Raw genomic sequence first — 13,176 nt, 5'->3', positions numbered from 1 at the left:
GTGCGGTTGAGTGGATTTGCGCACGCTGTTCAAATTCTGATGCAAAAGACTGAAGCCGTTTCCTTTATAGGGAACAGCCTCAGTCTTTTTTATTTTCATTAAAACACTTCATTATAATTTGTTAATTCCCGCAGCGCTTTTTCCTCCGCGGGAATCCGTACGGACAGCATCCAAATATTTAATAGAAAAAAGAGTCCTGCTGTGAAGTAGGCGCTGAATAATAATGGCAATACAATGAGTTCGGTTGTAACGATGACATAGTTAGGATGACGGATCCAGCGGTACGGGCCTCTCTTCTGTACATTCGCTCCAGGCAAGATCAGGATTTTGGTATTCCAGAACTTGCCGAGTGATGACAGACACCAGACGCGCAGCACTTGCATCAGTAAAAAGATTACGAGCAGCATGCCAGAGACAGGTGATAATGGACGATTGAATATAACAACTTCAGCCAGCAGGGAAACGAAAAACGCCGCATGCATTAATACCATCCACTTATAATGTGAGGCCCCCGCTTCAATTGCCCCTTCGCTGCGCATCCATTGTTCGTTGCGTTTGGCGATAAGGAGTTCGACGAGCCGCTGCATGACAACAATAATGAAGACGAACAGGAACAGCTTGCCCATCTTACTGCCACTCCAGCAGCAGCAGTTCGCCGCAGAAGCCTGGACCGAGTGCTGCCATCAAGCCGTACTCGCCTTCAGCAGGCTGCTGTTCGATAAAATCTTTCAGCACATACAGTACGGTCGGTGAAGACATGTTTCCGTGATGCTGCAGAATCTTTTTAGAAGCGGCGGTTTGTCCTTGATCCAGCTGAAGTGCTTTCTGATACGCGTCCAGCACTTTCTTGCCGCCGGGATGTGCGACAAAATGCAGAATGTCTTTCATCGTCAGGTCATGCTCTCCCACGAACTGATGGACAAACGGACCAAGCCAGCTTTTAATGACAGCAGGAATACTTTTTGAAAACACTACATGCAATCCGTCGCTTTTTATATCCCAGCCCATCACATCTTCAGAGTCCGGCATGAATCGGGACGACGTGGCACGGATTTTCGGCATCGGCCGTGTGCTCTTGACTGTTGACTGCTCGCCTGACACCAGTGCGCAGGCCACGCCGTCCGAGAACAGCGACATGCCGACCAGATTACTCTTCGTCACATCATCACGCTGGAACGTTAAGCTGCACAGTTCTACAGCGAGCACAAGAACATTGGAATCAGGGTACGCTTTGCAGTAATCAAAAGCCCGGCTCATTCCGGAAGCGCCGCCCGCGCAGCCTAGCCCCCATATCGGAACACGTTTGATGTCATGGCGGAACGGCAATTGATTAATCAGGCGAGCATCAATACTGGGAGTGGCGAGTCCGCTGCTCGATACGAAGAAAATCGCATCAATCTCGGCAGGGTCTACCGCGCGTACGAGCGTTGCTGTATTGCTCAGGCATTGTTCGACAGCCTGTTTGCCCAGTGTGACGGCATGCTGAATGTACAAATCGTTTTTCGTTTCAAAATCATGCGCTTGTGCATACCATTCCAGGGGCATGCACACTTGACGTGTGTCGATTTCGCCGTTTTGGAACACTTTTAATAAACGGTCAATGTCTTTAAAGGAATCCGAAAATAAAGAACGGGCAAATGACACAGCTTCTTCCTGCGGCAAATCCACGGGGGGTCTGACTGTGCTGACAGATTGAATGATAGGCATAATTAGTAACCTCCGTTAGAGTAAGTAATGATGAGCATGAGCGGTGTGTTATGCCGCGGCATCTAGTACACTATATGCACTGAACGAGGAGGACTTGTCTTGAAGATAAAATTAAGTATATTAGATCAATCTCCTGTTACATCAGGCAGCAATGCGCAGGAAGCTCTCCGGCAAACAGCTTTTTTGGCGAAGAAAGCGGATGAATGGGGATATCTCCGCTTCTGGGTGTCTGAACATCATGACGCGGTGACGCTTGCAGGCTCATCACCTGAAATTCTGATGGCACATCTGGCAACTGTCACATCAGCTATCCGCATCGGGTCTGGCGGTGTCATGCTACCTCACTATTCCCCTTATAAGGTGGCTGAAAACTTTAAAGTGCTCGAAGCTTTGTTTCCGGGGCGTATTGATGCGGGTGTAGGACGTGCATCGGCCGGAATGCCGCGCGCGACATATGCATTGAACAATGGCCGTTATCAAAATAAAGAACAGTTTCCGCAACAAATTGACGATTTACTGATGTATCTCCATGACGACTTGCCGGCAGATCACCCATACGAAGGTCTGAAAGCTGTACCGCTGACAGACAGCGCCCCGCCTGTCTGGGTGCTCGGCACAAGTGAAGGGGCGGCGGCTTTAGCTGCACAAAAAGGTCTGCCGTATATGTTTGCACAGTTTATTAACAGTGAAGGGGGTGCAGAGGCGGCAAAGTATTACCGGAATCATTTCAAAACTTCTCGATTTGCCGGAGCACCTCAGCAAGCTGTGGCTGTCTTTCTGATTTGTGCCGAGACAGAGGAAGAAGCAGATCGTGTTGCTTCATCATTGGATCTGCTGTTCATTATGCGGCAGCAAGGAATGAAAATTGATGGCACGCCTTCCCCAGAAAAAGCTGCAGCTTATTCATACAGCCAGCTGGAGCGGGAACTCGTGCAGCTCAATCGGGAGCGGATGATAGTGGGTACTCCTGAATCGGCCTATAAACAACTGGTACAATTAGCGGAAGAATTTCAGGCGGAGGAAATTATGCTAGTTTCGATAACGTATGATTTTCAAGATAAACTAAAATCGTATAAACTGATTATGAATGAGTTTTTGAAAGGAGAGAAGAATAATGAAACTGATTGACACAGACTATCGATTAGCAGAAAAGGAAAAGCATGTGCTGAAAGTCGCGAATGTAGAAAATGCGGTCATCATGAATCTTCAGCTGCGCGCAGGCGAAGAAATTGCGGAACATGACGCGGATAAAGAGGTATTCATCATCGTACGTAAAGGAAAAGTGCGGTTTGATGTGGAAGGGGCACCGGTAGAAGTAACGCCGGGAAATGTGCTGCATATGGAGCCGCTGGAAAAGCACAGCTTACATGCACTCGAAGACTCAGATATTCTGGTCATTCAAGTAAAACAGTAAAATAAAAACAGGCCGCCGTTATTTTTGCGGGAGGCCTATTTTTTTACAGTGAGCCAAAACCATCAGGGAGAATGTTACTTATTGCTGAATGGATTGGCACAGCTTTCGTAAACTTGCGATAAAACCTTCTGTCTGTTCAACTGTCCGTTTTTTCGGACCGCGTAAACGTCCGCCTGCACGACGGATCTTCTGTGCTTTATGACGCGCAGCGAGCAATTGATCAATATTGTCATTTGTATACCACCGGCCGTTTTGATCGATAGGTAATCCCTGTTTTGCCAGCGCCATTGCTGCCAGGCCATAATCCTGTGTAACGACAATGTCACCTTTTTTGATGCGGTTCACCAGAACGAAATCCACGGCATCCGCTCCTTTAGAAACCATAATCGTTTCCGCACCTTCCCGATGCATTTCATGTGCTGTATCACAGATCAGCACGCATGGCAAGGTAAATTCTTTGGCGACCTCTATCGTTTCATTAATCACTGGACAGCCGTCTGCATCCACTAAAATCGATGTCAATCACTTCCGCTCCTTTCATTTATCTCAGCAGGTTTAGTATAGCAAATATCGGGAAAAATAAGTGAAAACAGAAAATTGGGGTGACGTAATGGCTGATTTATCAAAAGATCAACGCACTACTGTGGAACAGCGCGAGCAATACGGACGGGAAATGAATGCCAAAAATGCTGCAACAGAAAATGTAGAAGTTCCGCCTGAAACGGCAGCGCTGGCGGAACATGAAATACCGCCGCCGCTGACTGAAGAGGAAATCCGGGCGAAAGTCGGCAATCAAAATTATGAAAATGCGAATGATGACAGCGCACCTACATCTATCAACAGCTGATGAAGCGCGCCAAACAAAAGGGACATGCCAAATGTTCCTTTTTTTGCGTGAAAAAGACAATGAAACCAATCCTGCACGCAATTCGTATACATATTATACAATCAGACTATGGAGTGATCATCTATGAACGAAGGATATTTTGTCGGATGGGGCACATTAGCTTTAATTAATGCAGTATTGGCACAAGGGAAAAACCGAAGCGGATTAAACTGGTTTATTCTTTCGTTATTTCTGGGACCATTAGCAACGCTCTTCTTAGCGCTGTCAGGCAAAAAGTGATAAACTATTTAGGAAACCGAAATAGTGAAGGGAGTAATTAACACCATGCAAATTCATGCAGAAATTTTATTCGCAAATGACGGACGAGTAACTAAAAATCAATTGGTAAAACAATTCGTAGACAATCAGACGGGAGGATTTTCTACATTTGTTCATGACGGAAAACAGCTTGTTGTCATAAAAGATAAAGAGTGGAAGTCGTTAGAAGCGATTCGCAATGTTGCAGGGGAGATGTCCCGGAGTCTTGCCGCACAAAAAGTGGCGTCTGCTTCCATACGTGCAGATCAGCTCGGGCAAAAGTGGTCAGCAGTTGATGATGCAGTCACTGCGTTTGTGGAAGGATGGCACTTGGGGGCATATAATTTCGATCGTTATCAGTCCAAGAAAGCGGATCCAGTAACGAAACTGCAAGTAAATGGAGCAGACTCGGCCGCAGTGAAATCAGGGGAAGTGCGGGCAGCAGCCATGGCATTTTCTCGTGATTTAATGAATGAACTTTCTGATGTCTTAAATCCGGAGACATATCCTGAGATATTGAAAGACCATTTCAAGGATACGAAAGTGAAAATTGACGTACTGACCAAAAAAGAAATCGAAGAGCGTGAAATGAACGGCGTATTGACAGTGTGCCGGGGCAGTAAATATGACCCTTCATTCGTCGAAATGACATTGCAGACAGATGCATCGAAGCCGCTTGTCGCTCTTGTCGGAAAAGGCGTAACGTACGATTCAGGCGGCATCAGCTTAAAAGGCGGCCGTGATGACAGTGATATGCGCATGGATATGGGCGGCTCGGCAGCGGTTAGCGGCGCCTTATCGCTTCTTGCACACTCTGACGCTAAAGTGAATGTCGCAGTGCTTATTCCAATGGTGGAAAACACACCGGGGCCGGATGCAGTGATGCCGGGCGAAGTCATTCAATTTAAAAACGGCACCAGTGTCCAAGTCGGTAACACCGATGCAGAAGGCCGGCTCATTTTAGCGGACGGATTAATCCGTGCAGGAGAACTTGGCGCAGACTACACGGTGGACATTGCGACATTGACAGGTGCAGTTGTCAGCGCACTCGGCACGGAAATAGGCGGGGTCTTCGGTGATGAAGAACTGTCTTATCAAATGAAGAAAATTGGCGACCAAAACGGCGACTTCATCTGGCCGCTTCCGTTGGTGGATGAGTACGAAGAATCGCTGGACAGTGCGTACGCGGATATTAATAATATCAGTTCGTTATCCGTTGCAGGATCGATCACGGCAGCTCTATTCCTGCGTAAGTTTGCTCCGGAAACGAATTGGCTGCACGTGGATATGGCGGGTGTCATGGATAAGCAGAAGCCAAAAGGATACTACACTAAATCCGCAACAGGCTACGGTGCCAGATTGCTCGCAGATTTTACAGCTTCACTGTCTAAATAACCATGTAAAGAATGAGACTGGGACATAATATGAAAAAAGCGTAAAGGAGTTTATATTATTCCCTTACGCTTTTTTTATGTCTATTTTTTAATAAATACTTTGCAAAGCATTTGAGTGGACCGGAGCGGAAAAAGGCCGACTCCTGCGGGATTTAGCGCGAATGTTGAGACCCCGCAGGAGCGCCAGCGACGAGGAGGCTCAAGCGCGCCCCGCGGAAAGCGTGCCTTTTGGAGCGCAGGGGAACCAACTTTATTTTTAATTTTGTCCCAGCGGCATTTTTGTAAGTTTTACTGACATTTCTAATGGAATCCGCTGGCGGATATTTATTGAGATGTGCAAGAAATTGCGGCCTGGCGGCTGTCGTTTTGTGAAAAGAAGCAGTCAGCGAGGAGGCTGTATGATCCCTTGGACGGTGCTTGCGGATCAGATCATGAAAATAATGACGGAGAAGAAATTCCGGCCAGAATGATTAATAAAGCTACAGATGCAATGATAGCCGGTTTCATAAAGACAGGTTCTTCTTTTACTAATGCTTTAATCGCGTAAATTATAGAGATGACAAATATGAAAGGCCAGACGAACCACGTCCATAGATAAAGAATACTAAAAAGCTTCATGAGGCTGATAAACATAGACTTCACTCCTTCGATAATAATAAAACTCCGCAGAAAACTATTCAAAACATACATAGGATACATGCTTTGTTACTTTTATTTCCCCCGTTTTACAAAGTTCACACAGTTCGTAAAATAGAAGGCTATACTGAAATGTCTGAAAAGAAGGAAGATATTTGTAGTATATAGTATAAAATTGTTTTATAAAAGAATTATTTCAAAGGGGAAGTGTCTGCGTGAAAGGTATTTTTCAATTGTTTTGCAGCTTGGCGCTTTGTCTGGCCTATTCACCGGTGAATTTGATGAAATCTATAGGCACCATAGTATTCATAACAGAAGATTAAAGAGCTGAAAATCCTATGCAGGCATCTCGGAATTACCAATACATGGCTGGCATTATCGAAGTGAAATGAAAAAGACGGAGGGAAGAAAAGTTTCCCGTCCGTCTTCCATTATGTACATAAGATGACTTCGCGAGAAAATGTTCCTTTGCGTGCAAGGCACCGGTCCGTAATTTCAAAACCGGCGATTTCAAGCATTTCATCCATGTTCTCAATAGTAATAATCAAACAGCGTTTGGCGATGCGCCGTGCTTCTTTTAATATTTCAAGTTGCCCTTCAGCTGTAATATGCGTAAACAGATTATACGGCATGTCGATAATTGCAACATCGTACATTTCGTTCACTTCCGCAATCGGTCCGATCGTAACGCTGCCTTCTAAACCAAAGTGGGCTATATTTTTGCGCGATCCGTAGACTACAAGCGGATTAATATCCCGGCCTTCAATTGGAATTCCCATCGACAAGGCTTCGACTAATACCGTGCCAATTCCGCAGCATGGATCGATTACCCGTATGTCTTCCGGGTGAGGTACTGCAATATTAACTGCAGTTCTTGCCAATCGTGTGCCAAGTGCAGTGGAGTACATATGCGGCTTCTGCTGATGAACATGCCAGTCGGAAGAACTGTAGAGTAATTCACCCGCATACCAGCGTTCATCGATGTGCATAATTCCAATCAGCAATTCCGGGTCATCCAGTTCGGGTTCACCTGTAATCTGAAGCCCGATTTTACGTTCGATTTCCCTCCGTCTCGCATGGCCAATTCTGGATGTTCCGCTGAGTTCCATATCATTCAGGCAGACGGTTTTAAATAGCGGAGCCACATCCAGACGGGAAGATTTCTCTTCTAATTGTTCTATACTATCCGCTTCCAGCCACACTTCAAGCCGGGCCTGCATAAATGGGCTTCGGGAAGGGTCAACTGCAATATCGCTTTTCAGCACATTGCCGCTGACATCCTTCCCGAAGAAAGCCCGCATTTCCATCCGGCATAATTCTTGCTCATCGCGATGCCGGATATACGTATACAAAAATTGAGAAGTCATTGGTTTTCCGTTCTCATTTCATTCAGGCCGCCAAGTGCGTCATGAAGCAGCTGCAGGGCATCTTGAATCGGCATGCTTTCGTTAAACCCTTCGATTGGATCAAGCGGCATATTCACTTCCCAGAAACCTTCATTGTCTGAAAATGACATGCTAAAACCGGTCAGCTGATGCTGAAGCTTTTCTTCAATATATGAACGGATTGCTTCGCCTTCTTTTTTTCTGCCCTGTAAGCCGAACAGTGCCATATATGTCTTAAACATATCATCTACTTCCAGTACAAGCGAATCGACTTGAATGTTGTCGAAATCAGGAGAATCAATAAAAAGGAATTCAGTGATCTCTGACTTCAAATAAGAAATCGGCTGCTGTAAAAAACGCTCATCTGGGGTACGCTGGATTTCTTCTGTTTCTTTCACACAAATTTCTATCGTGTTGATTGTTAATGGATTCATTTCATTCACTCCTCGATAGTAAGTATAACGGATTATTTTTCGGGATACCACGGATTTAAGTGAATTAACACTTCATCGACATCTTCATTTTCAGCCATAATTAAATTGCGCAATCTGCTGGAGATGATATGTCCTTCCTGAATTGTCAAATCACCAGCGACACCGATGCGAATATCGACCAATACATAGTGGCCATGCTCTCTTGCGCGAAGACGGTCAATTCGTTTCACTTCAGGAATTGAGCAGATCAGCTCTTCAAAGGAGAGAAGACGGTCATCGCAAACACTTTTCTCCATTAAAATGTCGACGCTTTCTTTACCAATTTCCATGGCAATCTTGAATACAAGAATGGATACAATGATCCCCGCTATTGGATCACCATAAGCCAGCAGCGGCCAATCGTAGGCATCACCGAGTAACGCGAGTCCGATTCCGACAACTGCTGCAAGCGAGGCGTAAACATCCGCTAAATGATCATAGGCCGTCGCGATGAGTCCTTTACTGTTTTCAGCCTTTCCGACGCGTATTGTATACACATACAATACATATTTCCACACAAGTGATAAGACTGCCGTGAGCAATGCAATTGTACTCGCAGCTGCCGGTTCTTCAAATAACGCCAGTACGGCTTCAAATGCAATATAAATGGAAGCTAAACCTAAAATAATCGCTACGATACTGGAACCGATGACTTCCGCTTTACCGTGACCGTACGGATGATCTTCATCAGCAGGCCGTTTTGAAATCCGCATGGATGTCAGCGCAGCCGCTGAAGCGACCACATCTCCTGCGTTGTGGAAACCGTCTGCGAGCAGAACGGGGCTCTTGAAAATGAAACCAACGATGAGTTTTAAAACAGTTAACACAATATTACTAATTAGGCTGATCCAGATAGCCAGGACCGAAGAAAAAGAATGTTCCTGTGTACGGGTAGTCATAATAGTTTCTCTCCTCTGCTAGTGTTTCCTTTAAGCAACAAAAAAACCTCGCCTAGTGCAGGCGAGGTTTGGATACATTTTAATTGTTGGTTTGGGACAAAGTTTCTCATTGCCATCACTCATTCATTTGTAGTGCATCTATTATCGCATGACTCCGCTGTTTATGCAACTTTTTGCTGTATAACTGAAAGTAGAAAAATGTCTGTCACTGTGTCATTATAAAAGAATAGAACCGTTACAACTGTGTAACGTCGATATGATTCATACATGAATTCGCATAAAAATACAATTGGAGAGGTTTGATGAACAATGAAACTTTGGGGCGGACGTTTTAGCAGTAAAGCAGATGAAATTATGGAGAAGTTCAACAGCTCCCTGCCCGTTGATTACCGGCTGTACAAAGAGGATATCGCGGGGAGTCTCGCGCATGTCACGATGCAAGTTCATTCAGATCTATTATCACCTGAAGAAGGCGAATTGCTCGTTAACGGATTACAGTCTATTTTAGCAGATATTGAATCAGGCGCATTACCGATCGAAGGCAACTATGAAGATATCCATTCATTCGTTGAAATGCACTTGACCGAACGGGTGGGGGAAGCCGGCAAAAAATTACATACAGCGCGCAGCCGAAACGACCAGGTAGCGGTCGATATGAGACAGTATGCAAGGAATCAAACAGCTGTCGTTATGGATGCATTACAGGTGCTGATCGATTCGCTTGAAGCGAAAGGCAAAGCAAATAATGTCATCATGCCAGGCTATACACATTTGCAGCGCGCACAAGTTGTGACATTCGGACATCATTTGGGCGCTTACGCGGAAATGTTCAAACGCGATAAAAAGCGTGTGCAAAATGCCGCAGAGATACTGAATGAAAATCCGCTGGGCTGCGGCGCACTTGCGGGTACGACGCATGATATTGACCGTCAGGTGACAACGGACTTGCTCGGTTTTGATAAGCCTGTTGATAATTTCCTCGACGGCGTCAGCGACCGCGACTATCTGTTGGAACTACTGTCTGATTTCTCACTGATCATGATGCACATGAGCCGTCTGAGTGAAGAGCTGATTCTTTGGAGCAGCCAGGAATTCCGCTTCGTCACGATCTCGGATGCATATTCCACAGGAAGCAGCATCATGCCGCAAAAGAAAAATCCGGATGCGGCTGAACTGATCCGCGGGAAGACAGGACGTGTATATGGCTCGCTGTTTGCACTGCTGACGACATTGAAAGGTTTACCGCTGACATATAATAAGGACATGCAGGAAGATAAAGAACAATTCTTTGATGCGCTTGATACGGTATTGGATTGCCTGGAAGTGATGTCCAAAATGATAGATACATTACAAGTGAATGCTGATCAAATGAAAGCAGCCATCAAAGGCGGATTTCTGAATGCAACGGAAGTGGCCGATTATTTGGTCGCTAAAGGCACACCATTCCGTGATGCCCACGAAATCGTCGGTAAAATGATCATCTATTGCGAGCAGGAAAACAAAGCGATCGAAGACTTGACAGTTGGGGAGCTTCAGCAATTCAGTGAGCAAATTGAAAATGATATCTACGATTATATTGACTATGAAACAATTATTACAAAGGGTAACAAAGGATTGATGAAAGGCGAGTAAGAGGCAGATGAAGCAGCTTTCTTCATCAACCCGCACCCGCATAATCGGGCAACTTGACCGATCCGCAGTTTCAGGGAACCACTAGGCAAAGCTGCACTTCCAATTTATAGGTATCAAAAAAGCCTGCGGAAATCCGCAGGCTTTTCATCATCAGTAATTATTCATTTGATTATTCAACTAGCGGTTTCCGCTGGGCATAGGCAACGATAAAGCCGATCAGACCGAATACGAGTGCGGGAATGATCCAGCCAAGGCCTTGTTCATATAAAGGCAGAAACTTCAAAAAATATGTAACCGGTCCCAGATTGATTTTGAATGCACTCAGCAGATCAAAGAACCCGATAATACCGGCAGCAAGCAATCCGAGGATATACACTTCGTGATAGCCTTTAAATAACGGGTGAAACAGCCGGAATGAAATCAGCACAATTGCCAGCGGATAAACGCCGATTAATACCGGCAGCGTAATTTCAAGCAATTTTGTTAAGCCGATATTCGCCACGATAGTAGTAAATGTACAAATTACGAATACGAGCATTTTGTATGAAATCCCGGGTATCATCTTGGATAGATAGGTAGAACTCGCGGAGACCAGCCCGACAGCTGTTGTCAAACAGGCAAGTGTAACAGCGAGACCGAGCAGATACAATCCGCTGTTTCCCATCAGCGCATATGCAAGCTTCGCTAAAATATCGCCTCCGTTATCCGCACCTTCCGCCACAATACGGCTTGTCGATCCCAAATACGCAAGGCCTGCATAGACCAGACTTAAGCCCACCACAGCAATGGTTCCGGCTTTCATCGTAATCGAAGTGATTGCTTTGCGGTCTGTAATGCCTTTTGCCTTCACAGCGTTAATGACTATAATCGCAAAAACGAGTGCGGCAATCGCATCCATAGTTCCATATCCTTCAATAAATCCCTTTGCAAAAGGCGCTTCTGTGAATGGCTCCATGGCGGGGCCGGCTTGACCAACAGGCTTTATAATTCCTGTCACGATAATCAATGTAACGATAGCCAGCAGGGCAGGGGTCAGAATACTGCCGAAACGGTCCACAATTTTATTCGGCTTTAATGCCAGCCAAATCGTAATTGCAAAGAAGGTAATGGAGAAAATTGCCAAAGCCAATGTTTCAGCTGAAGCGGGCACAAATGGCGATACCGCAATTTCAAATGATACCGTTGCAGTTCTTGGCATACCAAAGAAAGGACCGATGGAGAGATAGACAATAAGAGGGAAGATCATGGCGAATAAAGGAGATGCTTTACTTGCCAAATCGCTTAATTGATTTCCGCTCATTGTCACAGCGACGACGCCGAGGTAAGGCAGGCCGACACCTGTAATTAAAAATCCAGCCAGTGTGATCCACGTCTGTGTACCGGCCTGCTGACCGAGAAGAGGCGGAAAAATCATATTTCCCGCGCCAAAAAAGAGGGCAAACATCGTTAGCCCTAACTTTATCGTATCGAATTTTCTAAAACTTTTCATTTGGAATTCCTCCTGATGTACTCTGAGAAGCGTATGTATCTTGAAAATGATAAATCGCACAGGTATTCATTATGTCGCTGTAATACTATATGATAAGTGATAATGTTCTGTCAAGTTTGCTGAAAGAGATTCTCAATTAACAGCAATGATGGAAAAAAGACCCTGAAAAAAGGACTCCCCGAAGAGAATCCTTCATCTATTTACCCCATAATGTGATAGCCGGCATCCACATAGATGACCTCACCCGTCACACCGCTTGATAAATTACTGAGCATCGCTATCGTCATATCCGAAACTTCTTCCGGTTTTACGTTTCGTTTCAATGGTGCACGTTCTTCAATCTGGCCGAGAATTGTATTAAAGGAAGGAACACCTTTTGCGGATAATGTACGGACCGCACCGGCAGAGATTGCATTGACACGAATATTTTGTTCACCAAGCTCAGAAGCCAGGTAGCGCACAGACGCTTCAAGAGCTGCCTTCGCCACACCCATTACGTTATAACCTTCGAGAACACGTTCAGCTCCTAAATAACTCATCGTAACGATTGCGCCGCCTTCCGTCATATAATGACGTGCTTCACGTGCTGCCGCCACCAGTGAATACGAACTGGAATCTTGCGCGAATGCATAGCCCTCACGTGTAGTTTCAACGAATGGATTATGCAGATCTTGCTGATGCGCGAATGCGATAGAGTGAACCACACCATGGATGACACCGACCTGTTCTCCGATGGTTTTGAAAGCGTGTTCGATGCTTTCATCACTATTTACATCACACTGCACAATTTGTGCTGCGGTAAATTCATTTTTCTCCAATGCCTTTTCTAGCTTTTCACGTGAACGGTCTTTACGGTAAGTGAAAATGACATTCGCCCCGACTGAAAACAATGCTTTTGCCACGCCCCAGCCTATGCTGCGTTCATTCGCGACACCCATAATTACAATATTTTTCCCTGATAATTTTAATAAATCTACCATAATAGCCTCCTGAAATTCCTGTA

15 protein-coding genes are annotated in these 13,176 nt (G+C 45.4%); 6 read left to right on the top strand and 9 right to left on the bottom strand.

Annotated elements, in window-relative coordinates; translation table 11 throughout:
- Window positions 1-98 precede the first annotated feature (98 nt).
- Complete coding sequence (locus tag SporoP37_RS04005) at window positions 99-626, bottom strand: isoprenylcysteine carboxyl methyltransferase family protein (RefSeq protein WP_081242438.1); 528 nt, start codon at window positions 624-626, stop codon at window positions 99-101.
- Between the two features lies 1 nt (window position 627).
- A complete protein-coding gene (locus SporoP37_RS04000; protein ID WP_081242437.1) occupies window positions 628-1,707 on the bottom strand; it encodes a type III polyketide synthase in 1,080 nt (359 codons plus the stop codon).
- A gap of 99 nt (window positions 1,708-1,806) precedes the next feature.
- Between SporoP37_RS04000 and SporoP37_RS03995 the strand changes: the two genes are divergently transcribed.
- The gene (locus tag SporoP37_RS03995) at window positions 1,807-2,835 is read left to right on the top strand and encodes an LLM class flavin-dependent oxidoreductase (RefSeq protein ID WP_085430323.1); all 1,029 of its coding nucleotides are present in this window, start codon (window positions 1,807-1,809) and stop codon (window positions 2,833-2,835) included.
- The gene (locus tag SporoP37_RS03990) at window positions 2,822-3,121 is read left to right on the top strand and encodes a cupin domain-containing protein (RefSeq protein ID WP_081242435.1); all 300 of its coding nucleotides are present in this window, start codon (window positions 2,822-2,824) and stop codon (window positions 3,119-3,121) included. Before SporoP37_RS03995 ends, SporoP37_RS03990 begins: the two co-directional genes overlap by 14 nt.
- 78 nt (window positions 3,122-3,199) lie before the next feature.
- On the opposite strand, the gene SporoP37_RS03985 is transcribed toward SporoP37_RS03990, so the two are convergent.
- On the bottom strand, window positions 3,200-3,643 hold the full coding sequence (locus tag SporoP37_RS03985) for a YaiI/YqxD family protein (RefSeq protein ID WP_081242434.1): 444 nt from the start codon (window positions 3,641-3,643) through the stop codon (window positions 3,200-3,202).
- A 61-nt stretch (window positions 3,644-3,704) separates the two neighbouring features.
- Here SporoP37_RS03985 and SporoP37_RS03980 point away from each other — a divergent pair, with 61 nt between their 5' ends.
- From SporoP37_RS03980 to SporoP37_RS03975, 3 genes are all read left to right on the top strand, one after another.
- Entirely contained in the window at window positions 3,705-3,968 is a 264-nt protein-coding gene (locus SporoP37_RS03980; protein WP_143565484.1) for a hypothetical protein, read from the top strand.
- A gap of 123 nt (window positions 3,969-4,091) precedes the next feature.
- On the top strand, window positions 4,092-4,247 hold the full coding sequence (locus tag SporoP37_RS17225; RefSeq protein WP_169535198.1) for a hypothetical protein: 156 nt from the start codon (window positions 4,092-4,094) through the stop codon (window positions 4,245-4,247).
- 45 nt (window positions 4,248-4,292) lie between these two features.
- Window positions 4,293-5,660 carry a leucyl aminopeptidase family protein gene (locus SporoP37_RS03975; protein WP_085430322.1) on the top strand — a complete coding sequence of 456 codons (1,368 nt, stop codon included), beginning with the start codon at window positions 4,293-4,295 and terminating at the stop codon, window positions 5,658-5,660.
- A 428-nt stretch (window positions 5,661-6,088) separates the two neighbouring features.
- On the opposite strand, the gene SporoP37_RS03970 is transcribed toward SporoP37_RS03975, so the two are convergent.
- From SporoP37_RS03970 to SporoP37_RS03955, 4 genes are all read right to left on the bottom strand, one after another.
- Window positions 6,089-6,292 (bottom strand): hypothetical protein, encoded by a 204-nt coding sequence (locus SporoP37_RS03970; protein ID WP_081242431.1) that lies wholly within the window; start codon window positions 6,290-6,292, stop codon window positions 6,089-6,091.
- Between the two features lie 434 nt (window positions 6,293-6,726).
- Window positions 6,727-7,662, bottom strand: coding sequence for a TRM11 family SAM-dependent methyltransferase (locus SporoP37_RS03965; protein ID WP_085430321.1), 936 nt, complete (start codon window positions 7,660-7,662; stop codon window positions 6,727-6,729).
- Window positions 7,659-8,114, bottom strand: coding sequence for a hypothetical protein (locus SporoP37_RS03960; protein WP_081242429.1), 456 nt, complete (start codon window positions 8,112-8,114; stop codon window positions 7,659-7,661). The genes SporoP37_RS03965 and SporoP37_RS03960 overlap by 4 nt, the downstream gene beginning before the upstream one ends.
- Before the next feature lie 32 nt (window positions 8,115-8,146).
- On the bottom strand, window positions 8,147-9,052 hold the full coding sequence (locus tag SporoP37_RS03955) for a cation diffusion facilitator family transporter (protein ID WP_081242428.1): 906 nt from the start codon (window positions 9,050-9,052) through the stop codon (window positions 8,147-8,149).
- 309 nt (window positions 9,053-9,361) lie between these two features.
- Between SporoP37_RS03955 and argH the strand changes: the two genes are divergently transcribed.
- The gene (argH, locus tag SporoP37_RS03950; protein ID WP_081242427.1) at window positions 9,362-10,684 is read left to right on the top strand and encodes an argininosuccinate lyase; all 1,323 of its coding nucleotides are present in this window, start codon (window positions 9,362-9,364) and stop codon (window positions 10,682-10,684) included.
- Window positions 10,685-10,853: 169 nt separating this feature from the next.
- Here argH and brnQ read toward each other — a convergent pair whose 3' ends face one another.
- Both brnQ and SporoP37_RS03940 read right to left on the bottom strand, forming a co-directional pair.
- On the bottom strand, window positions 10,854-12,173 hold the full coding sequence (gene brnQ / locus SporoP37_RS03945) for a branched-chain amino acid transport system II carrier protein (protein WP_085430320.1): 1,320 nt from the start codon (window positions 12,171-12,173) through the stop codon (window positions 10,854-10,856).
- Window positions 12,174-12,373: 200 nt separating this feature from the next.
- Complete coding sequence (locus tag SporoP37_RS03940; protein ID WP_081242425.1) at window positions 12,374-13,153, bottom strand: enoyl-ACP reductase FabI; 780 nt, start codon at window positions 13,151-13,153, stop codon at window positions 12,374-12,376.
- Between the last annotated feature and the right edge of the window lie 23 nt (window positions 13,154-13,176).

This window comes from Sporosarcina sp. P37 (genome assembly GCF_002109365.1).
In the GTDB taxonomy this organism is placed as follows: Bacteria; Bacillota; Bacilli; order Bacillales_A; family Planococcaceae; genus Sporosarcina.
This window is presented reverse-complemented; position numbering and strand designations above follow the sequence as displayed.

What these genes read in the sequence shown, in the direction of transcription:
- SporoP37_RS17225 (WP_169535198.1), top strand. Translation starts at nt 4,092, where the DNA reads ATGAACGAAGGATATTTTGTCGGATGGGGCACATTAGCTTTAATTAAT.
- SporoP37_RS04000 (WP_081242437.1), bottom strand. Translation starts at nt 1,707, where the DNA reads ATGCCTATCATTCAATCTGTCAGCACAGTCAGACCCCCCGTGGATTTG.
- SporoP37_RS03940 (WP_081242425.1), bottom strand. Translation starts at nt 13,153, where the DNA reads ATGGTAGATTTATTAAAATTATCAGGGAAAAATATTGTAATTATGGGT.
- SporoP37_RS04005 (WP_081242438.1), bottom strand. Translation starts at nt 626, where the DNA reads ATGGGCAAGCTGTTCCTGTTCGTCTTCATTATTGTTGTCATGCAGCGG.
- brnQ (WP_085430320.1), bottom strand. Translation starts at nt 12,173, where the DNA reads ATGAAAAGTTTTAGAAAATTCGATACGATAAAGTTAGGGCTAACGATG.
- argH (WP_081242427.1), top strand. Translation starts at nt 9,362, where the DNA reads ATGAAACTTTGGGGCGGACGTTTTAGCAGTAAAGCAGATGAAATTATG.
- SporoP37_RS03990 (WP_081242435.1), top strand. Translation starts at nt 2,822, where the DNA reads ATGAAACTGATTGACACAGACTATCGATTAGCAGAAAAGGAAAAGCAT.
- SporoP37_RS03960 (WP_081242429.1), bottom strand. Translation starts at nt 8,114, where the DNA reads ATGAATCCATTAACAATCAACACGATAGAAATTTGTGTGAAAGAAACA.
- SporoP37_RS03955 (WP_081242428.1), bottom strand. Translation starts at nt 9,052, where the DNA reads ATGACTACCCGTACACAGGAACATTCTTTTTCTTCGGTCCTGGCTATC.
- SporoP37_RS03975 (WP_085430322.1), top strand. Translation starts at nt 4,293, where the DNA reads ATGCAAATTCATGCAGAAATTTTATTCGCAAATGACGGACGAGTAACT.
- SporoP37_RS03970 (WP_081242431.1), bottom strand. Translation starts at nt 6,292, where the DNA reads ATGTTTATCAGCCTCATGAAGCTTTTTAGTATTCTTTATCTATGGACG.
- SporoP37_RS03965 (WP_085430321.1), bottom strand. Translation starts at nt 7,662, where the DNA reads ATGACTTCTCAATTTTTGTATACGTATATCCGGCATCGCGATGAGCAA.